Source organism: Phenylobacterium sp. GW823-FHT02A09 (assembly GCF_058797775.1).
The window spans coordinates 595,289-615,306 of sequence record NZ_JBXAJZ010000001.1 but is presented as its reverse complement, the minus strand read 5'-3'; the positions used below and the strand labels follow the sequence as shown (position 1 = coordinate 615,306).

Below are 20,018 nucleotides of genomic sequence, written 5' to 3'. Positions count from 1 at the left end.
TACTGCTTCCTCAGACGATCATCGTGATGGGGTCTTCGATCAGGGCCTTGAAGGCCTGCAGCCAGCGCGCGCCGGTCGCGCCGTCCACCACGCGGTGATCGCAGGACAAGGTGACGGTCATCACCGTGGCGATCGCCAATTGGCCGTTCTTGACCACCGGCCGCGGCTCGCCGGCCCCGACCGACAGGATGCAGCCCTGCGGTTCGTTGATGATCGAGCCGAACGACTTGATGCCGAACATGCCGAGGTTCGACACCGAGAAGGTGCCGCCCTGGAACTCGTCGGGCTTGAGCTTGCGGGTGCGCGCGCGCTCGGCCAGGTCCTTGGCCTCGACGGCGATCTGCGCCAGCCCCTTGGTCTCGGCCTTGCGGATGATCGGGGTGATCAGGCCGCCCTCGATCGCCACGGCCATGGCGATGTCGGCGTTGTGGTGCATGGCGATGCCTTCGGGCGAATACGATGCGTTCGCCTCCGGCACCTGCTTCAGGGCTACCGCGGCGGCCTTGATCACCAGGTCGTTGACGCTGACCTTCACGCCCTGCTTCTCCAGCATGGCGTTGATCTTGGCGCGGCTGGCCAGCAGCCCGTCGATCTCCAGGTCGATGGTCAGCGGGAAGTGCGGCACGTCGCGGAAGCTGTCGGTCATCCGGCGCGCGACCGTCTTGCGCATGCCGTCCAGCGGAATGAGGTCGTAGCTGCCGTCCGGAATGCCCATCTGGGCCAGGGTCTGGGCCTGACGCGGAGCAGACGCGGTCGCTGCGGCGCCCGCGGCCGGCTTGGCCGCCTGGGGCGTCGCGCCCTCGACGTCGCGCTTGATGATCCGTCCGTGCGGGCCCGAGCCCTGGACCTGGGAGAGGTCCAGTCCCTTCTGCCCCGCGATCCGCCGCGCCAGCGGCGAGGCGAAGATCCGCTCGCCCGAAGTCCGGGCGGGCGCAGCGGCCGGAGCGGGCGCCTGCGCCTTGGCAGGCTCAGCCTTCGCCTCGATCTTTGGGGCTTCCGTCTTCGGGGCTTCGGCCTTCGCCGGTTCAGCCTTGGGCGCGGACGCAGCAGCGGCGGCGTCATCGCCGCTCAGCCGCGCGATCGGGGTGTTGACCTTCACGCCCTCGGAGCCTTCCGGCACCAGGATGTCCTCGACGACGCCCTCGTCGACCGCCTCGACCTCCATGGTCGCCTTGTCGGTCTCGATCTCGGCGATCACGTCGCCGGACGAGACCTTATCGCCCTTCTTCACGTGCCACTTGGCGAGCGTGCCCTCTTCCATGGTCGGAGAGAGCGCGGGCATCAGAACATCAATGGACATCTTCAAGCTTCTCAGGCGCTGGGCGAGGCTTCGACAAGCACGGTAGGCGTCCAGCGCGCCTTTCGCCGGGCCAGCCTGTCCTCGTCAGTTTCGTCGTCATAGGCGACAGGTTCTCCAGCACGGTCGGAGAATCCGTCGAGGGCGACGCCCGCCACGTTCAGCGTGGCGAGCATCTTGTCTTCGATCTGGATGACCGAGGCGACGTAGACGCCGCACTCGTCGCAAAGCAGGGCTTCCACCATCCGCCGGCCGAACCGGTAGCGGTTGAGCGAGCCCGGCGCCGCCTCGATGTTGAGCCGGCAATCCGGATCGCTGGTGGTCATGGCCCCGTGCCGCCGGCAAAAGCCGCATTGGCAGGATCGCAGCGGAAGCTCGCCGGCCGGCTTGCCGGTCTCGAGCTCCACCCGGATCGCGCCGCAGTGGCAGTGGCCGGCGAGCGTGGTCATGAGCGCCCGGTCATCACTTGTAGGCGACCGCCTTGGCCGCCTTCACGATGTCCTCGACCGAGGGCAGCGAGAGGGCCTCCAGATTGGCCGCGTAGGGCAGCGGGACGTCCTTCTGGTGCACGCGGGCTGGCGGCGCGTCGAGATAGTCGAACGCGTGCTCCAGAACCCGCGCCACGACCTCGGCGCCGACGCCCATCGGGCCCCAGCCTTCTTCGGCGGTGACCAGGCGGTTGGTCTTCTTCACGCTCTCGACGATGGTCTCGTGATCCAGCGGGCGCAGGGTGCGCAGGTCGATGACCTCCGCCTCGATGCCGTCCGCGGCCAGCTCCTCGGCCGCCTTCAGCGCCAGGCCGACCATCCGCGAGTGGGCGGTGATGGTGACGTCCTTGCCCTCGCGCCGGACCTTGGCCTTGCCGATCGGCACCACCCAGTCGACGTCCTCGGGAACGTCGAACTCCTGGCCGTACATCATCTCGTGCTCGAGGAAGACGACCGGGTTCGGATCGCGGATCGCCGCCTTCAGCAGGCCCTTGGCGTCGGCCGCGTCATAGGGCGCGACGACCTTCAGGCCCGGGACTTGGGCGTACCAGGCCGAGTAGTCCTGGCTGTGCTGGGCGCCCACGCGGGCCGCGGCGCCGTTGGGGCCGCGGAACACCACCGAACATTTGATCTGCCCGCCGGACATGTAGAGCGTCTTGGCGGCCGAGTTGATGATGTGGTCGATCGCCTGCATGGCGAAGTTCCAGGTCATGAACTCGACGATCGGCTTCAGCCCCGCCATCGCCGCGCCGACGCCAAGCCCGGCGAAGCCGTACTCGGTGATCGGGGTGTCGATGACCCGCTTCTCGCCGAACTCCTGCAGCAGATCGCGGCTGACCTTGTAGGCCCCCTGGTACTGGGCGACTTCCTCGCCCATCAGGAAGACCTTGTCGTCCTTGCGCATCTCCTCGGCCATCGCGTCGCGCAGGGCGTCGCGGATGGTGGTCTTCGCGAGCTTGACGCCCTCTGGCAGCTCGGGATCGCGCAGTTCGACCTTCGGAACCACCGGAGCCGTCGCCTCGCCTTCGGCGCGCGCTTCGGCGGGCTGGGCTTGAGCCTTCTCCGGCTCGGCGGGCTGGGCCGGTGCCGCGGCCGGCGCGCCGTCGCCGGACAGGCGGGCAATCGGGGTGTTGACCTTCACGCCTTCCGAGCCCTCGGGAACCAGGAGCTCCTCGACCACGCCCTCGTCGACGGCCTCGACCTCCATGGTCGCCTTGTCGGTCTCGATCTCGGCGATCACGTCGCCCGAACGGACGGCGTCGCCCTTCTTTACGTGCCACTTGGCGAGCGTGCCTTCCTCCATGGTCGGGGAAAGCGCAGGCATAAGGACGTCGGTCACTCGGCGGCCTCCAGATAGACGTCCGTATAGAGCTCGGAAGGTTCGGGCTCGGGCGAGGTGCGCGCGAATTCGGCGGCGTCGGCGACGATCGCCTTCACCTCGGCGTCGATCGCCTTGAGCGCGGCCTCGTCGGCCCAGCCCTGCTTCTCCAGCAGTTCCTGGACATGGTCGATCGGGTCTCGGGTCTTGCGCACCTCGTCGACCTCGTCGCGGGTCCGGTACTTGGCCGGGTCGCTCATCGAGTGACCGCGGTAGCGATAGGTCTTCATCTCGAGGATGTAGGGCCCCTCGCCGGACCGCGCGTGGTCGGCGGCCTTCTGGGCCGCGGCTTTCACCGCCATCACGTCCATGCCGTCGACCTCTTCGCCCGGGATCCGGAACGACGAGCCGCGCTTGTAGAGGTGGGTCTCTGACGAGGAGCGCTCGATCGAGGTGCCCATGGCGTACTGGTTGTTCTCGATCACGTAGACGACCGGCAGGTTCCACAGCCGAGCCATGTTGAAGCTCTCGTAGACCTGGCCCTGGTTGGCGGCCCCGTCGCCGAAGTAGGTGAACGAGACCTTCTTGTTGTCGCGGTAGTGGTTGGCCAGCGCCAGCCCGGTGCCGAGCGCGACCTGCGCGCCGACGATCCCGTGCCCGCCATAGAAGTCGGCTTCGGTCGAGAACATGTGCATCGACCCGCCCTTGCCCTTCGACGAGCCGCCGGCCCGGCCGGTCAGCTCGGCCATGACCTCGCGCGGATCCATGCCGCAGGCCAGCATGTGGCCGTGGTCGCGGTAGCCGGTGATGACCTGGTCGCCAGGCTCCTTGATCGCCTGCACGCCGACCGCGATCGCTTCCTGGCCGATGTAAAGGTGGCAGAAGCCGCCGATCAGGCCCATGCCGTAGAGCTGGCCGGCCCGCTCCTCGAAGCGCCGGATCAGCAACATGTCGCGATAGTACCTGAGCAGCTCGTCCTTGGTCACGCCGCCTACGGCGCCGCCGTCGGAGTCATTGCTCTTGCGCTTAGCTGCGGAGCTGGTTTGCCCACGCGCCATCTGTCTCTCCCGTAGGAATGATTTTGCGCGGTTAAATTCCACGCTTTCGGGTCGTTAATGAACGAACGAATCCGCCCTAGGGCTTCACGCGGACCACATAGTCGTTCGGATGCCCGAAACCTAGCAGGGAACGGGCACGTTCTTCCAGTAGGTCGGCAGAGAGGCTGGAATCGCGCAGAAGCTTGGCGCGGGCCTCGAGATCCTGGCGCTGAGCGCGCAGGTCGGCGAGTTCCTGGGACTTGGCCGCGAGCGCCGCATCCCGTTGCGTGGACGACAAAAGGCCACGCTCGCCAGTGAAGGCATGGAACCCGAAATAGAAAATCAGGAGCACAAGCGCCGCGGTCGGCAGATATGGGCGGAAGCGCGCGAACACGGTCGAATCCAGGACTCCTGATCAGCGACATCTCACGCAAACGTGCTTAATTTCCGGTTACAAACACCGGTTCGGCGGGCCGGATGCGAAAAATCCTGCCCGCCGATTGTGGCGCGTTTTAGAGCTGCTTGAGCGCCTTGGCGCCGAGGTAGATCGCCTGGTCGCCCAGTTCTTCCTCGATGCGCAGCAGTTGGTTGTACTTGGCGGTCCGGTCAGAGCGGGCCAGCGAGCCGGTCTTGATCTGACCGCAGTTCATCGCCACCGCCAGATCGGCGATGGTCGAATCCTCGGTCTCGCCCGAACGGTGGCTCATCACCGAGGTGTAACCGGCGCGGTGAGCCATCTCGACGGCGTCCATGGTCTCGGACAGCGTGCCGATCTGGTTGACCTTCACCAGGATCGAGTTGGCCAGACCCTTGTCGACGCCCATCGACAGGCGGGCGGGGTTGGTGACGAACAGGTCGTCGCCGACCAGTTGCACCTTGCCGCCCAGCGCTTCGGTCAGCAGCTTCCAGCCTTCGAGATCGTCCTCGGCGGCGCCGTCCTCGATGCTCACGATCGGGAAGTTCTTCACCAGGCCTTCCAGGTACTTGACCATGCCGGCCGGATCCAGGGTCTTGCCCTCGCCTTCCAGCACGTACTTGCCGCCCTTGAAGAACTCGGTCGAGGCGACGTCCAGGCCCAGCTGGAAGTCCGAACCGGCCTTGTAGCCGGCCGCTTCGCCGGCCTTGACGATGAAGGCCAGCGCCTCTTCGGCCGAGCCGATGTTCGGCGCGAAGCCGCCTTCGTCGCCGACGTTGGTGTTGTGGCCGGCGTCCTTCAGGGCCTTCTTCAGGCCGTGGAAGATCTCCGCGCCCATCCGCAGGCCTTCGGCGAAGGTCGGCGCGCCGGTCGGCAGGATCATGAACTCCTGGATGTCGATCGGATTGTCGGCGTGGGCGCCGCCGTTGATGATGTTCATCATCGGCACCGGCAGCACGCGGGCCGAAACCCCGCCGACATACTTGTAGAGCGGCAGGCCGGCGCTGATCGCCGCGGCCTTGGCGGTCGCCAGGCTGACGCCCAGGATGGCGTTGGCGCCCAGGCGGGCCTTGTTCGGGGTGCCGTCCAGTTCGATCAGGCGCTGGTCGAGGCGACGCTGGTCCTCGGCGTCGAAGCCCGACAGCGCGTCGTAGATCTCGGTGTTGACGGCTTCAACGGCCTGCAGGACGCCCTTGCCGCCATAGCGGCTCTTGTCCCCGTCCCGCTTCTCGACCGCCTCGTGCGCGCCCGTGGAAGCCCCCGACGGGACCGCCGCGCGCCCCATCGAGCCATCTTCCAGGACGACATCGACTTCGACCGTCGGATTGCCGCGGCTATCCAGGATTTCACGGGCTGTGATGTCGATGATTTCGGTCATGGGAGCTCCAGGTCTTTGGGCGGGAAGGCGCGCGTTCGTTTAGCCACCTTCGCCCGCGTGAGCAAATCGCCAGCCGACCGGGCAAAGCAAAAGCCCCCGCCCGGCATCCCGGACGGGGGCTTTCGAAACTCCCCAGCGCGCGACGCGCCGGAACGTCGGAGGCTTAGTCGGCCTTCGGCGTGATGACCTGGCGGCCCTTGTACATGCCGGTCTTCAGGTCCACGTGGTGCGGACGCTTCAGCTCGCCGGTTTCCTTGTCTTCGACATAGGAGTTGGCGCCCAGCGCGTGGTGCGAGCGTCGCATGTTGCGCCGCGAGGGGGATACTTTTCGCTTCGGAACGGCCATCGGAAAATCTCGCAGGCGTAGAAAATGGAGAAGGCGGCCGAACGGGCGGCCGCCGACGTGAGCGCGGGTGTATGCCGGAAAACGTCCGCGGTTTCAACCGCCCTTGTGAATAAGCTGCGAAACCCTTGCCTGCAAAGACTTCGGCGCGACCTGCGTCCAGGCCATGCGCATCAGATCGGCCAGATCGGCCGCTTCGATTCGCTCGAACCACACGAAGGTGGAGCCGTTCTTGCCCCAATAGCCGGGCACAGGCTCGACCACGCCCGGCCGGCCCTCCGCCAGGTTGCGCTGGTCCTCGGGATCGAGCTTCAGCATCGTCCGCGGGTGATCCTGGTGGATCGTGCAGAAGATCTTCTTGCCGACGCGGAACGACGGCATGCCGTGGTGGTCGGCCTCGTAGGCCTCGGGCTGGGCCAGCGCGATGCGGCGGACGTCATCCTGCGTGAGCATGACGCCAGGCTAGCGCTCCCTCCCGCTGATGGGGAGGGAGTTCCGAACCTAGACCAGCCGGCTCCGCTCCTTGGCGGCGCCGATGAAGCCGGTGAACAGCGGGTGCGGGTCGAACGGCCGGCTCTTCAGTTCCGGGTGGAACTGCACGCCGACGAACCACGGGTGGTCGCTGCGCTCGCAGATCTCGGGCAGCACGCCGTCGGGCGAGAGGCCGGAGAACGACAGGCCGGTGTTCTCGATCGCAGCGCGATAGCTGATGTTCACCTCGTAGCGATGCCGGTGGCGTTCGCTGATGGTGCTGGAGCCATAGATCTCGGAGACCTTCGAGCCGGGCGTGAGCACCGCCTCGTAGGCGCCCAGGCGCATGGTGCCGCCCAGGTCGTCGCCTTCCCTGCGGGTCTCGCGATCGTTGCCGCGCACCCACTCGGTCATCAGGCCGACGATCGGCTCCGACGTCGGACCGAATTCGGTGGACGAGGCCTGCGTCATGCCGGCCAGGTTCCGCGCCGCCTCGATCATCGCCATCTGCATGCCGAAGCAGATCCCGAAGTAAGGGATCTCGTGCTCACGCGCGAAGCGGACCGCACGGATCATTCCTTCCGATCCGCGCTCGCCGAAGGCGCCCGGCACCAGAACGCCATGCACGCCGGTCAGGCGCTCGGAGATCAGTCCCTCCTCGCGCTCGAAGGCCTCGCCCTCGATCCAGTCGAACTTGACGCGGACATTGTTGGCGACGCCGCCGTGCACCAGGGCTTCGACCAGCGACTTATAGGCGTCGGTCAGGCCGGTGTACTTGCCGACGACGGCGATGTTCACCTCGCCGTCCGGGTGGGTCAGGGTGTTGGAGATCGACTGCCAGCGCGAGAGGTCCGGCGCCGGTGCAGTGTCCAGCAGGCCGAACACCGACAAGACTTCGCGGTCCAGGCCCTGGGCGTGGTAGTCGAGCGGCACGTGATAGATGTTCGGCGAGTCCATCGCCTGGATCACGGCGCTTTCCCGCACATTGCAGAACTGGCCGATCTTGCGGCGCTCCCCGGCCGGGATCGGCTGCTCGCAGCGGCAGAGCAGGATGTCCGGCTGGATGCCGATCGAGCGCAGTTCCTTGACGGAGTGCTGGGTCGGCTTGGTCTTCATCTCGCCGGCCGTCTTGATGTACGGCAGCAGCGTCAGGTGAATGTAGCAGGCGTGGCCGCGGGGCAGTTCCTGGCCCAGCTGGCGGATCGCCTCGAAGAACGGCAGCCCCTCGATGTCGCCGACCGTGCCGCCGATCTCGACCAGAACGAAATCGACGCCCTCGCCCGGATCGCTGAGCACGAAGTTGCGGATTTCGTCGGTGACGTGCGGGATCACCTGCACCGTCGCCCCGAGATAATCGCCGCGGCGCTCTTTCTCGATGATGGTCTTGTAGATCTGACCGGTGGTGATGTTGTCCGCCTTGGTGGCGTTCACGCCGGTGAAGCGCTCGTAGTGCCCCAGGTCGAGGTCCGTCTCGGCGCCGTCGTCGGTCACGAAGACCTCGCCGTGCTGATAGGGGCTCATCGTCCCCGGATCGACATTGAGATAGGGGTCGAGCTTGCGCAGGCGGACCTTATAGCCGCGAGCCTGCAGGAGCGCGCCAAGGGCGGCGGACGCGAGACCTTTTCCCAAGGAGGAGACCACGCCGCCGGTGATGAAAATGTACCGGGCCATGGGCGTTCAGATTACCTCCGATTCGCGGCGGGCGCCCTGCGGCGTTTCGCCAAAGCCTGTGGATTGAGAGCAAAGTTCTGCGAGGAGCGGCGCGCACAAACGCCGAACGAGCCGCCGAAGCGGCTTTTCTGTCAGGCTCACGATCATTCTGGGCTTAAGGGTTGGACGGCGCGGCGGGCGCGGTCGGCGGCGCGGCCGGGGCTTGCGCGGCCGGCGCTTCAAAGGGGCTGCGAACCTGCGGGGTCGGCGCGGTCAGCGGCGCGGGCGCGTCGCTGGGCGCCGTCGGAGCCGCCGGTTGCGGCGCGGCCGGCTGGTTCAGCTGGTTCGGGTCGAGGCCCTGCACCTTGATGCGGTCGACGACCGACGAGGCGCCGCGCTCCTGGCCGGCCAGAACCGTCAGCGTCAGGCTCAGCACAAAGAACACGCCGCCGAGAATCCAGGTCGTGCGGGTCAGCAGGTCGCCGGCCCCGCGCGCCGTCATGAAGCCGGTGTTGCCCCCGCCCATGCCCAGGGCGCCGCCCTCGGACCGTTGCAGCAGAACCACAGCGATCAGGGCGATGCAGACGATGACGTGAATGGTGAGCAGAATGCCGAGCAGCATGACGTATCCAATGACTTCGGGCGGTCCCCCGCTCCGAAATGAAGCGCGCGATCTAACACCAGGGAGCGCGTAAGGCCATAGCTAGCGCGTCGCATCGCTCGGACAAGGTCATGATTCTGGAAACCGAACGCCTCAGTCTGCGGCCGCTCATGGCGCCGGACGCCGAACGGCTGTTTCCGCTGCTCAACGATCCCGAGGTCATGGCGCATTGGGACATCCCAGAGGTCGACGACCCCGACCTGGTGCGCGCCATCGTCGAAGGCCAAGTCGCCGAGGCCGACACCGGCAAGGCCGTGCATTGGACGATCCACACCCTGGACGGCGACGAGTTCCTGGGCGCGTGCGATCTCTCCCAGATCGACCGCTGGCACAAGCGCGCCGAGATCGGCTTCATGCTGGGGCGCGGCGCCTGGGGCCAGGGCTATGCCTTGGAGGCGATGCGCTCGGTCGTCGGACACGCCGCGACGATAGGGCTAAGGCGGCTCTCGGCCCGCACGCACCTGGGCAACCTGCGCTCCGACGCCTTGCTGGAGAAGCTCGGATTCGAGGAAGAAGGGCTGTTGCGCGGCCATGTCCTGCGGGACGGCGAGCACCGCGACTGCCGCCTGTTCGGGCTGTTGCTCTAGCAACGGCCGGCGCCCCGCCTAACTAGGATCGCATGAGCCATCCGATCCAGACCACCGGCCTCGACCACATCGTCCTGCGCATTGTCGACAAGGCGAAGATGATCGCCTTCTACCGCGACGTTCTGGGCTGCCCCGTCGAATGGGACCGCCCGGACCTGGGCATGACCCACATGCGCGTCGGCGCCTCGCTCATCGACCTGGTGACCGTCGACGGCAAGCTGGGCCGTCAGGGCGGCCCAGCGCCTCAAAGCCAAGGACGCAACCTCGATCACTTCGCGCTCGTGGTCCGGCCGTTCGACGAGGCGGCCATCCGCGCCCACCTGGCCGCCCACGGCGTCGAGGTCGGCGAAACCGCGCCGCGCTTCGGAGCCGACGGCGAAGGCCCCTCGATCTACATCCAGGACCCCGAAGGGAACACCGTCGAGCTCAAGGGACCGCCGAGCTGAGCGCCTCAGATCGCGTTGATGATGCCCAGGAAGTCATGGGCCTTCAGCGACGCCCCGCCGACCAGCGCGCCGCCGACCTCGGCCGCGCCGAGAATCTCGGCGGCGTTCGAGGGCTTCACCGAACCGCCGTAGAGAATAGCCACGCTCTTGCCGTGCTCGCCGAACGCCTCGACCAGGGTCGCGCGGATCGCGACATGGACCTCCTCGATCTGCGGCGTGGTCGGCGTCAGGCCGGTGCCGATCGCCCAGACCGGCTCATAGGCGACGCAGAAGTCCTTGCCCGTCAGCTCGGCCGGCAGCGATCCCCTCACCTGCCCGGTCACGACGCTCAGCGCATCGCCCGCCTCGCGTTCGGCCAGGGTCTCGCCGACGCAGACGATCGGCTCGAGGCCGGCGCGCAGGGCCGCGCCCACCTTGGACGCGACCACGTCGTCGGTCTCGCCATAGCCGGCGCGACGCTCGGAGTGGCCGAGGATCACCAGGCTGGCGCCCGCATCGACCAGCATTTCCGCGGCGACGTCGCCGGTGAAGGCGCCCGACGCTTCAGCACGGCAGTCCTGGCCGCCGACCAGCAGCTTACCGCCTTCCAGCGCCGCAGCCGCCCGTGCGACCAGCGTCGCAGGCGGGCAAATCGCCACGCGCGCCTTGCTGTTTTCGATCCCAGCGGCGACCGCCTCGGCCTCCGCCAGCGACGCGGCGACCCCGTTCATCTTCCAGTTGCCGGCGATCAATGGGGTCGGAGAAGTCATGTCTTGCCTCGCATTTCGTGGGTCGCAGGGCCGTTAAGCTATGCAGCTTCTTCTGTCACGTGCTTGCGGGGGGGAAGCGGCCTCCACTATACCCGCCGTTCCACATTCGCGCCGAAGGGGCTCCGGTAGGGTCAAATGCTGTCCGCCACCCGACAATTCGCCAAATCCTGGGTCGCCGCCGTGCTGATCGGCCTGCTGGTCGTCAGCTTCGCGATCTTCGGCGTCAACGACGCCTTCCAGGGCAACTACACCAACGATGTCGTGAAGGCGGGCTCCCGGCACGTCTCCGGCCCTGACTTCCGCCGCGAGTTCGACAACTTCCGCAAGGGCGCCGAAGAACAGACCAAGCGCCCGATCACCATCGAGGAGGCGGTCGAGGCCGGTCTCGACCGGCGGCTGATGGACGAGATCGCCACCCGCGAGTCGTTCGGCGAAATGCTGCGCAAGATCGGCATCCATCCGTCCGACCGGCTGATGGAATCGGAGCTGCGCAAGATCCCGGCGTTCTTCGACCAGGTCTCCGGCGCCTTCGACAAGGCGCTCTACCAGCAGCGCCTGAACGAGAACGGCCTGACCCCGGCGCGCTTCGAGACCCTGCTGCGCGACCAGATCGCCGAATCCCACACCGCCGCCGCGATGGTGAACGGCCTGCGCGTGCCGCGGGCCTACGGCGCGCTGACCGCCATCTACGAGTTGGAAGCCCGCGACGTCGGCTACTTCATGATCGACCCGCGCAGCGTCGCGCAGCCGGCTCAGCCGACCGACGCCCAGCTGCAGGCCTTCATGAAGGAAAACGCCGACCGCATGACCCTGCCGGAATTCCGGGTCCTGACCGTCGTGGCCTTCACCCCGGCCCAGGTCGGCGAGGTCAAGGTCGACCCGGCTGAGGTCCAGAAGCGCTTCGATTTCCGCAAGGACACGCTGTCGCGTCCCGAAACCCGCACCCTCATCCAGATCCCGGCCAAGGACGCCGCCGCCGCCCAGGCGATCGCCGCGCGCCTGACCAAGGGCGAGGATCCCGCCGTCATCGCCAAGTCGACCGGCGTCGAAGCCATCACCTATGCCGACAAGCCGCAGTCGGCGATCGCCGACAAGCGCGTCGGCGCCGCCGCCTTCGCCCTCAACAGCGGCCAGGTCTCGGTCATCCAGGGCGACCTGGGCATGGCCGTGGTCAAGGTGGCCGCCATCACCCCCGGCCAGGTCGTGACGATCGATCAGGTTCGCCCGCAGATCGAAGCCGAGGTCCGTAAGGACGCCGCCGCCGAGAAGGTCTACGCGCTCAGCCAGGCCTATGAGGATGCGCGCGCCGACGGCGCCAACCTGGTGGAAGCCGCCAAGAAGGCCGGCGTGCCGACCTTCACCATCGGTCCGGTGACCCAGCAGGGCCAGGGCCAGCAGGGCCAGCCGGTCGCCGGCGTGACCCCGAAGATGCTTGAACTCGCCTACAGCCTCCCGGCCGGCGGCGAGAGCGAGGTCCAGGACGCCGGCGAAGGCCAGTACTTCGCCGTCCGTGTCGACCGGATCATCCCCAAGGCGCTGCCGCCGCTGGCCGAGGTCAAGCCGCAGCTGACCCGCTTCTGGATGATGCGCGAACTGGTCAAGTCCATGCAGACCCGCGCTGACGAACTGGCCGCCCGCGTGCGCAAGGGCGAGAGCCTGGACGCGGTGGCCGCCTCGGCCGGCGCCAAGGTGGTCAACGTGACCAACCTCGACCGCCAGAACGCGGCCCAGAACACCGCCCTGTCGCGCGATGCGCTCGGCAAGGCGTTCAGCGGCAAGCAGGGCGACGTCTTCACCGCCGAAGGCACGCAGTTCGGCCTGATCGTCGGCAAGCTGACGGCGGTCCGCGCCCCGAGCGGCCCGACCCTGGCCCGGATCTCCGAGGACGTGCGCCCGCAGCTGACCATGGCGCTGTTCCGCGACCTGGGCGCCGACGCCCGCAAGGCCGCCCGCGCCGAGGTGAAGGCCAAGGTCTATCCGGACAAGGCGCGTGCGGCCCTGGGCCTGGCGCCGATCGAAAAGGGAAAGGCCGCTGAACCGGCGGCCAAGACGGAGAAGGCGAAGTGACGATCGATCCTGCGTTTGCGGACTTTGAGACGAAGTACTCTCAGGGCGCGCCGCAGGTCGTTTGGACCCGGCTCATCGACGATCTGGAAACGCCGGTCTCGGCCTATCTGAAGATCGCCCACGGTCGGCCCTACGCCTTCCTGTTCGAGTCGGTCGAGGGCGGCGCGCATCGCGGCCGCTACTCGGTCATCGCCATGAAGCCCGACCTCGTCTGGAGGTGCCGCGGCGACCAGGCCGAGATCGCCGTAGGCCCCGACATCGCCGCCGGCCGCTTCCAGGCCCAGGCGGGCGGCGCGCTGGATTCGCTGCGCGATCTCGTCGCCCGCTCCCGCCTGGACCTGCCGGAGGGCCTGCCGCCGATGTCGGCCGGCGTGTTCGGGGCCATCGGCTACGACATGATCCGGCTGGTCGAGCGGCTGCCGAACATCAATCCCGATCCGCTGGACCTGCCTGACGGTCTGATGATCCGCCCCTCGATGGTCGCGATCTTCGACGCCATCGCCCAGGAGATCATCCTGGTCACCACGGTCCGTCCGTCGGAAATCACCGCCAAGGCCGCCTACGAAGACGCCAAGGCCCGGCTGGCCGAGGTCGCCGCGGACCTGCGGGGCGCCGCCCCGCCGCTGACCGGCGCGGCCCAACCCGAGCCGGACCGCTTCACCACGCCGGTGAGCCGCGAGGACTATCACCGCATCGTCGCCCGGGCGAAGGACTACATCCTGGCCGGCGACATCTTCCAGGTGGTGCCCAGCCACCGCTTCCGCGCGCCCTTCGCGCACGACCCGTTCGCGCTCTACCGCTCGCTGCGGCGCATGAACCCCTCGCCGTTCCTGTTCTACCTGAACTTCGGCGACTTCCAGCTGGCCGGCTCGAGCCCGGAGATCCTGGTGCGGCTGCGCGACGGCAAGATCACCATCCGCCCGATCGCCGGGACCCGCCCGCGCGGCGCCACGCCTGAGGAGGACCGCGCGCTCGAGGCCGAGCTGATCGCCGATCCCAAGGAGCGGGCCGAGCACCTGATGCTGCTCGACCTCGGCCGCAACGACGTCGGCCGCGTGGCGATGCTCAAGAACCAGGGCTCCAACGAGCCGCAGCCGGTCTCGCGCGGGCCGCGGGTGCGGGTCACCGACTCGTACTTCGTCGAGCGCTACAGCCACGTCATGCACCTGGTCTCCAACGTCGAGGGCGACGCGCCCGAGGGACTGGATCCGATCGACGTGCTGATGGCCGCCTTGCCCGCCGGCACCCTGTCGGGCGCGCCGAAGGTGCGGGCGATGGAGATCATCGACGAGCTGGAGCTGGAAAAGCGCGGCATCGCCTATGCCGGCGCGGTCGGCTACTTCGGCGCCGACGGCTCGGTCGACACCTGCATCGTGCTGCGCACGGCCTGCTTCAAGGACGGCCAGATGTACGTCCAGGCTGGCGGCGGCGTGGTCGCCGACTCAGATCCTGACGCCGAGTACGACGAGACGCTGCACAAGGCCCGGGCGCTGCGCCGCGCGGCCGAGGAGTCCTGGCGCTTCGTCTAATGCGCGCGGTCGACCACGTGGGTGGTCGTCACGGGCGGGGCGGTGATCATGGCCGCGGCGAGCGCCAGCGCCGCCACAGCCGCGAACGCCGCAGCGCCCAGGGCCGGCCAGGCCCGCTCGCGCTGGACCGGGGCCTGCAGCAAGCTGCGCGCATAGGCCATCTGGTTCGGGTCGAGGGCGGAATCGGCAGGCGTCATGGACACAGCATCCCGCCAACATGCGGCCCAGGCAATCGGGGCTTGGCGTTGGAGCGGGCCAAGCCTAGAGAACCCTTATGATCTTGGTGATCGATAACTACGACAGCTTCACCTACAACCTCGTTCACTATCTGAACGAGCTGGGGGCTGAGACGCTCGTCTACCGCAACGACGCGCTGAGCGTCGAAGAGGCGCTGGGCCTGAAGCCGCAAGGCGTCCTGCTCTCGCCGGGCCCCTGCACCCCCAACGAGGCGGGCATCTGCCTGGACCTGCTGGCCGCAGCGCCCGACGACCTGCCGATCCTGGGCGTCTGCCTCGGCCATCAGTCGATCGGCCAAGCCTACGGCGGCCAGGTGGTGCGCGCCAAGGCGATCATGCACGGCAAGACCAGCCAGATCGAACACACCGGCAAGGGGCTCTTCGCCGGCCTGCCGAACCCGGTCACCGCGACCCGCTATCACAGCCTGTCGGTCGAACCGTCGACCATGCCGGACGTGCTGGAGGTGACCGCCTGGACCGACGACGGCGAGGTCATGGGCTTCCAGCACAAGACCAAGCCGGTGCACGGCGTGCAGTTCCACCCCGAATCCATCGCCACCGAAGGCGGCCACGCCATGCTGGCCAACTTCCTCAAGCTCGCGGGCGTCCCGCCCCTGGTCGACGCCTAAGACATGTCCGACGCCTTCAAGCCGCTCCTGGGCCGCCTCGCGGATGGCGGGACCCTGACCGAAGACGACGCCGGCGAGTTCTTCGCCGCCTGCCTGCGCGGCGAGCCGACCCCGGCCCAGGTCGCCGCCGCCGTCACCGCCATGCGCATGCGCGGCGAGACCACCGGCGAGATCACCGCCTGCGCCCGCGCCATGCGCAAGGCCGCCGTCACCCTGGACCATCCGTTCCAGGTGATGGACGTCTGCGGCACCGGCGGTGACGGCCTGCACACCCTGAACGTCTCCACCGCCGTCGCCTTCGTCTGCGCCGGCGGCGGCCTGAAGATCGCCAAGCACGGCAACCGCGCGGTGTCCTCGCGCTCGGGCGCCGCCGACGTGCTGACCGAGCTGGGCGTCAATCTGGCCGCCACCGCCGAACAGCAGCTGCGCGCCCTGGACGAGGCCAATGTCGCGTTCTTCTTCGCCCCGGCCCACCACAGCGCCATGCGCCACGTGGCCCCGATCCGCACCGACCTGGGCTTCCGCACCATCTTCAACCTGCTGGGCCCGCTGACCAATCCGGCCAACGCCCAGCGCCAAGTCATGGGCGTGTTCGCCGATCGCTGGGTCGAGCCGCTGGCCCGCGTGCTCGGCGCGCTCGGCGCCGAACGGGCCTGGGTCGTGCACGGCGGCGGTCTCGACGAGATGACCACCACGGGCGAGACCAGCGTCGCTGAATATCGCGACGGCCAAGTGCGGCTGTTCACGATCACCCCGGAGGCCGTCGGCCTGCCGCGTTCGGCGCTGGCCGACCTGACCGGCGGCGCGCCGGCTCACAACGCCGTCGCCCTGCGCGAACTGCTGGACGGCGCCCAGGGCGCATATCGCAACATCGTGCTGCTGAACGCCGCCGCCGCCTTTCTGGTCGGCGAACAGGTCGAGACGCTGCGCGAAGGCGTCGAACTGGCCGGCCAGATCATCGACGACGGCCGCGCCAAGGCCGCCTTGGACAAGCTGGTCGAGGTGACCGCGCCATGAGCGACATCCTCGACAAGATCGCCGCCTACAAGCGCGAGGAAGTCGCCGAGCGGAAAGCCCAGCGGACCCTGGCCGACCTCGAAGCCGCCGCCCAGGCCGCCTCTGCGCCGCGCGGCTTCCGCGCCGCGCTCGAGCGCGCCCACTCGCCCGGCAAGCTGGCGCTGATCGCCGAGATCAAGAAGGCCTCGCCGTCCAAGGGCCTGATCCGCGAGGACTTCGATCCGCCGGCGCTGGCCAAGGCCTACGAGGCCGGCGGCGCGGCCTGCCTGTCGGTGCTGACCGACGGACCGAGCTTCCAGGGCGCGGACGCGTTCCTGGCCGCCGCGCGCGACGCTGTCGCCCTGCCCGCCCTGCGCAAGGAATTCCTGGTCGATCCCTGGCAGGTCGTCGAGGCCCGCGGCTTGGGCGCCGACGCGATCCTGGTGATCATGGCCATGGTCGACGACGCGCTCGCCGCCGACCTGATGTCGGAAGCCGCCCGCCTGGGCATGGACGCGCTGGTCGAGGTCCACGACGAGGACGAGATGGTCCGCGCCGGCAAGCTCGGCGCGACCCTGGTCGGCGTGAACAACCGCAATCTGCGCACCTTCGAGACCGATCTCGCCATCACCGAGCGGCTGGCCGACGCCACGCCCGACAACGCCCTGCTGGTCACTGAGAGCGGCATCTTCACGCCACTGGACGTCACCCGGCTGGAACGCTGCGGCGCGAGCGCGATGCTGGTCGGCGAAAGCCTCATGCGGCAGGCCGACGTCGCCGCAGCGACCCGCGCCCTGCTCGGCTGAGTCGGGCTCCGGCCCCTTCAAGCGATCGAAAAAGCCTAGCTTTTCAAAGGCTCCACGGTAACTTGACATTAACCCAGAACACCTAGAGAACATTCGTGACGTTAGCGCTTTGTTCTCAAGGGCTCGACAGCCATGCTCACCCGTAAGCAACACGAACTTCTCATGTTTATCCATGAGCGGATCAAGGAAACCGGGGTCTCGCCGTCCTTCGACGAGATGAAGGAGGCGCTGGACCTGGCCTCCAAGTCGGGCATTCACCGGCTGATCACGGCGCTCGAGGAGCGCGGCTTCCTGCGCCGCCTGCCGCACCGGGCCCGCGCGCTCGAAGTCGTCAAGCTGCCGCAGCAGGCGACCACCGCGGCCCCGCCCAAGGGCCGCTCGCCGTTCAAGCCGCAGTTGGTCGAAGGCGCCGGCGACGCTCCGGTGATGCCGATCGCCAACGACACCCGCGAACTGCCGATCCTCGGCCGCATCGCCGCCGGTACGCCGATCGAGGCGATCCAGCAGGAACGCGACCGGATCCCGGTGCCGGAGACCATCCTCGGCGCCGGCGAGCACTTCGTGCTCGAGATCGCCGGCGACTCGATGATCAACGCCGGCATCCTCGACGGCGACTATGTGGTGATCCGCAAGACCGACACCGCCAATTCCGGCGACATCGTCGTCGCCCTGGTGATGGGCGAGGAAGCCACCCTCAAGCGCCTGCGCAAGAAGGGCGCGTCGATCGCCCTGGAGGCCTCGAACCCGGCCTACGAGACCCGCATCTTCGGTCCCGATCAGGTGCAGGTGCAGGGCCGTCTCGTCGGCCTGATTCGCCGCTACCACTGACGGCGTCAGCGGCTCCAGGGCCGCTGGCCGCGCAGGTCCTGCGCCCAGACGATCCGCCAGCCATCGGCCGTCCGATAGAGTTCGGCCGATCCTCCGCGTTGGAAGTCGGCGTCGGTGAGGGTGAGCGCCTTCGGACAGGGCGGCGCCTGACCGCGGATAACGACGATCTCAGCCCACTGGCAGAACAACGGCTGCTTCTTTTCGATCGTCGAGGCCCGGCGCGTGAAGATCGCAGCGATGCGCGCGTCCTTGCTCGCCTGCAGCGGCGCGCAGGACCAGCGGTCGCAGTCATAGCCGCCATCGCGAGCGTCGGCGTCCGCCACCGTCAGACCCCGCCGCCGCGACCAGAGTTCGGCGGCGAACAGCTTGGCGTCGGGACGTAGCAACACCGCCTCGTCGCCACGCCTCACGGCGACCGCCGAACCATCGGCGGAGATCCACGCGTCCGGCGCAGGCGGCCGCGGACAGAGCCATACGGCCAGCGCCAGCGGCAGCCCCAACCAGCGCAACGGCCCCTTCCACAGACATAGCCACAGCACCCCGACGAACGCCGCCGGCAGGGTCCAGGCCGGCGCGCTCGCGAAGATCCGCTGGCTGCCGGGCATCCCCGCGACCCACGAAGCGATCATGTTCATGGTGTCGATGGCCAGGCCGGCCGCCGCCAGAGGGAGGCCGCCCAATCCCAGCGGCGCGAGCACCGCCCCGATCGCCAGGGCAGGCATCATCAGGAACGAGGTGATCGGCGCGGTCAGCAGGTTGGCGACCAGGCCGAAAGTCGAGACCCGGTTGAAGTGCTGCATGGCGAACGGCCCGGTCGCCAATCCCGCCACGAAGCTCGCGCCGATGCTGGCCGCGGTCCACACGCCGAGCGCCTGCACCACGCGGATCGGCCAGGGCGTGTTGATTTCGGTCGGCGGCCTTGGCCAGGCCTCGGCCAGCGCGACGAGCGCGGCCGTCGCCGCGAACGACATCTGAAAGCCCGGGGCGGCCACCGCTTCAGGCTGCAGCGCCATGATCACCAGGGCGGCGATCGCCAGGGTGTGCAGGCTGATCGCGCGTCGATCGACGAGGATCGCCAGGAACGCCGCGCCGGCGGTGATCGCCGCCCGCTCGGCCGGCGCCGGCGCGCCGGAGATCACCAGATAGAGCGTGACGGCGGACAGGCCCGCGGCCGCCGCCACCTTCTTGGACGACACGCGCAACGCAGCCCACGGCCAGGCCGCGATTCCCAGACGCACCGCCGCGAAAGTGAAGCCGCCGACGATCGCCATGTGCAGGCCCGAGATCGAGATGATGTGCGCCAGGCCCGATGCGCGCAGATCCTCGACCTGCTCCTTCGGCACGAATGCCTCGTGACCGCTGATCATCGCCGCCGCCAGGCCGCCGCTCTCGACGCCCATCTCCTCGACGATCCGCTGGGCCAGCGCCCAGCGGATCGCGTTGACCTTCATCTCCAAGGCGAGACGCCACGGCGGCGGCGCTGCGGCGATCGGCTCGACCGACGTCAGCGCAAATCCGACGCCGCCGACGCCGTCGAAGAACGCGTCGCGGGCGAAGTCGTAGGACCCGGGGCTGGCGGGCGGCGGCGGCGCATTGACCATGCCCTTCAGCGAGATCGCGGAGCCAGGCGCCGGCAGAATATCGTCGTCGCGCAACGTCACGCGAATCCGGATCGGCGTTTCCTCCGGCGCCAGGCCGCTGATACGGATCGGCGCGATGAGCAGCCGCGGCCCGCCCTGGCCCGGGCTCGCCACATCGACGACGAATCCCTCGATCAGCCGCACACCGCCTCCAGCCGGCGCGATCGGCGCCCGAACCGCTTGGGTGCGAAGCTTGGCCGCGGCGAATCCGCCCAGCGCGAACGCCGTCAGTACGAGCAGCACGACCGCCGGCCGGCCGAGCGTCAGGCGCGATACGCCCGCCAGGATCAGCGCGGCCGCCGCCAGCAGCCCATAGGCCACCAACGCCAGCGGTTCGGATGGGAGCGCCAGATTGATTGCGGCCCCGGCGCCGAACGCGACGGGCGTCCAGAGACTGATCGGTTGCACGGAGGCTTGATCGACAAACCATGTTGCGATGCGGCGAAG

Annotated in this window: 21 protein-coding genes; 8 read left to right on the top strand and 13 right to left on the bottom strand. The window is 68.4% G+C overall.

Annotation, left to right across the window (positions count from 1 at the left end):
- Positions 1 to 10 precede the first annotated feature (10 nt).
- The 10 genes from AC1Q87_RS03195 to secG form a co-directional block, all read right to left on the bottom strand.
- Complete coding sequence (locus tag AC1Q87_RS03195; protein ID WP_492607542.1) at positions 11 to 1,300, bottom strand: pyruvate dehydrogenase complex dihydrolipoamide acetyltransferase; 1,290 nt, start codon at positions 1,298 to 1,300, stop codon at positions 11 to 13.
- Between the two features lie 11 nt (positions 1,301 to 1,311).
- Positions 1,312 to 1,746 (bottom strand): GFA family protein, encoded by a 435-nt coding sequence (locus AC1Q87_RS03190; RefSeq protein ID WP_436061295.1) that lies wholly within the window; start codon positions 1,744 to 1,746, stop codon positions 1,312 to 1,314.
- A gap of 13 nt (positions 1,747 to 1,759) precedes the next feature.
- Positions 1,760 to 3,124 (bottom strand): pyruvate dehydrogenase complex E1 component subunit beta, encoded by a 1,365-nt coding sequence (locus tag AC1Q87_RS03185; RefSeq protein ID WP_492607541.1) that lies wholly within the window; start codon positions 3,122 to 3,124, stop codon positions 1,760 to 1,762.
- The gene (gene pdhA / locus AC1Q87_RS03180) at positions 3,121 to 4,161 is read right to left on the bottom strand and encodes a pyruvate dehydrogenase (acetyl-transferring) E1 component subunit alpha (protein ID WP_492607540.1); all 1,041 of its coding nucleotides are present in this window, start codon (positions 4,159 to 4,161) and stop codon (positions 3,121 to 3,123) included. The genes AC1Q87_RS03185 and pdhA overlap by 4 nt, the downstream gene beginning before the upstream one ends.
- 76 nt (positions 4,162 to 4,237) lie before the next feature.
- Positions 4,238 to 4,534: an FtsB family cell division protein gene (locus tag AC1Q87_RS03175; protein WP_293402628.1), complete on the bottom strand. Its 297-nt coding sequence runs from the start codon at positions 4,532 to 4,534 to the stop codon at positions 4,238 to 4,240.
- Positions 4,535 to 4,652: 118 nt separating this feature from the next.
- Complete coding sequence (gene eno, locus AC1Q87_RS03170; protein WP_183770046.1) at positions 4,653 to 5,933, bottom strand: phosphopyruvate hydratase; 1,281 nt, start codon at positions 5,931 to 5,933, stop codon at positions 4,653 to 4,655.
- Between the two features lie 163 nt (positions 5,934 to 6,096).
- Complete coding sequence (gene rpmF, locus AC1Q87_RS03165) at positions 6,097 to 6,279, bottom strand: 50S ribosomal protein L32 (protein WP_056018768.1); 183 nt, start codon at positions 6,277 to 6,279, stop codon at positions 6,097 to 6,099.
- Positions 6,280 to 6,372: 93 nt separating this feature from the next.
- Positions 6,373 to 6,729 (bottom strand): MmcQ/YjbR family DNA-binding protein, encoded by a 357-nt coding sequence (locus tag AC1Q87_RS03160; protein ID WP_492607539.1) that lies wholly within the window; start codon positions 6,727 to 6,729, stop codon positions 6,373 to 6,375.
- 48 nt (positions 6,730 to 6,777) lie between these two features.
- Positions 6,778 to 8,418 carry a CTP synthase gene (gene pyrG / locus AC1Q87_RS03155; protein WP_492607538.1) on the bottom strand — a complete coding sequence of 547 codons (1,641 nt, stop codon included), beginning with the start codon at positions 8,416 to 8,418 and terminating at the stop codon, positions 6,778 to 6,780.
- A gap of 154 nt (positions 8,419 to 8,572) precedes the next feature.
- Complete coding sequence (gene secG, locus AC1Q87_RS03150; RefSeq protein WP_492607537.1) at positions 8,573 to 9,019, bottom strand: preprotein translocase subunit SecG; 447 nt, start codon at positions 9,017 to 9,019, stop codon at positions 8,573 to 8,575.
- A 110-nt stretch (positions 9,020 to 9,129) separates the two neighbouring features.
- Between secG and AC1Q87_RS03145 the strand changes: the two genes are divergently transcribed.
- Entirely contained in the window at positions 9,130 to 9,645 is a 516-nt protein-coding gene (locus tag AC1Q87_RS03145; protein ID WP_492607536.1) for a GNAT family N-acetyltransferase, read from the top strand.
- A gap of 32 nt (positions 9,646 to 9,677) precedes the next feature.
- The gene (locus AC1Q87_RS03140) at positions 9,678 to 10,091 is read left to right on the top strand and encodes a VOC family protein (protein ID WP_492607535.1); all 414 of its coding nucleotides are present in this window, start codon (positions 9,678 to 9,680) and stop codon (positions 10,089 to 10,091) included.
- A 5-nt stretch (positions 10,092 to 10,096) separates the two neighbouring features.
- Here AC1Q87_RS03140 and tpiA read toward each other — a convergent pair whose 3' ends face one another.
- Positions 10,097 to 10,840: a triose-phosphate isomerase gene (tpiA, locus tag AC1Q87_RS03135; RefSeq protein WP_492607534.1), complete on the bottom strand. Its 744-nt coding sequence runs from the start codon at positions 10,838 to 10,840 to the stop codon at positions 10,097 to 10,099.
- Between the two features lie 135 nt (positions 10,841 to 10,975).
- Between tpiA and AC1Q87_RS03130 the strand changes: the two genes are divergently transcribed.
- Together AC1Q87_RS03130 and trpE are read left to right on the top strand one after the other, a co-directional pair.
- Entirely contained in the window at positions 10,976 to 12,907 is a 1,932-nt protein-coding gene (locus AC1Q87_RS03130) for a peptidylprolyl isomerase (RefSeq protein WP_492607533.1), read from the top strand.
- Entirely contained in the window at positions 12,904 to 14,436 is a 1,533-nt protein-coding gene (gene trpE / locus AC1Q87_RS03125) for an anthranilate synthase component I (RefSeq protein ID WP_492607532.1), read from the top strand. The genes AC1Q87_RS03130 and trpE overlap by 4 nt, the downstream gene beginning before the upstream one ends.
- Here the strand turns inward: trpE and AC1Q87_RS03120 are convergent.
- On the bottom strand, positions 14,433 to 14,633 hold the full coding sequence (locus AC1Q87_RS03120; RefSeq protein WP_492607531.1) for a hypothetical protein: 201 nt from the start codon (positions 14,631 to 14,633) through the stop codon (positions 14,433 to 14,435). The genes trpE and AC1Q87_RS03120 overlap by 4 nt on opposite strands.
- 77 nt (positions 14,634 to 14,710) lie before the next feature.
- On the opposite strand from AC1Q87_RS03120, the gene AC1Q87_RS03115 reads away from it, so the two are divergent.
- The 4 genes from AC1Q87_RS03115 (at position 14,711) to lexA (ending at position 17,931) form a co-directional block, all read left to right on the top strand.
- Positions 14,711 to 15,301, top strand: coding sequence for an anthranilate synthase component II (locus tag AC1Q87_RS03115; RefSeq protein ID WP_492607530.1), 591 nt, complete (start codon positions 14,711 to 14,713; stop codon positions 15,299 to 15,301).
- 3 nt (positions 15,302 to 15,304) lie between these two features.
- Positions 15,305 to 16,318 carry an anthranilate phosphoribosyltransferase gene (gene trpD, locus AC1Q87_RS03110; protein ID WP_492607529.1) on the top strand — a complete coding sequence of 338 codons (1,014 nt, stop codon included), beginning with the start codon at positions 15,305 to 15,307 and terminating at the stop codon, positions 16,316 to 16,318.
- A complete protein-coding gene (gene trpC / locus AC1Q87_RS03105; protein ID WP_492607528.1) occupies positions 16,315 to 17,103 on the top strand; it encodes an indole-3-glycerol phosphate synthase TrpC in 789 nt (262 codons plus the stop codon). The genes trpD and trpC overlap by 4 nt, the downstream gene beginning before the upstream one ends.
- A gap of 132 nt (positions 17,104 to 17,235) precedes the next feature.
- Positions 17,236 to 17,931 (top strand): transcriptional repressor LexA, encoded by a 696-nt coding sequence (lexA, locus tag AC1Q87_RS03100; protein ID WP_492607527.1) that lies wholly within the window; start codon positions 17,236 to 17,238, stop codon positions 17,929 to 17,931.
- 5 nt (positions 17,932 to 17,936) lie between these two features.
- On the opposite strand, the gene AC1Q87_RS03095 is transcribed toward lexA, so the two are convergent.
- Positions 17,937 to 19,979 carry a ComEC/Rec2 family competence protein gene (locus tag AC1Q87_RS03095; RefSeq protein ID WP_492607526.1) on the bottom strand — a complete coding sequence of 681 codons (2,043 nt, stop codon included), beginning with the start codon at positions 19,977 to 19,979 and terminating at the stop codon, positions 17,937 to 17,939.
- Between the last annotated feature and the right edge of the window lie 39 nt (positions 19,980 to 20,018).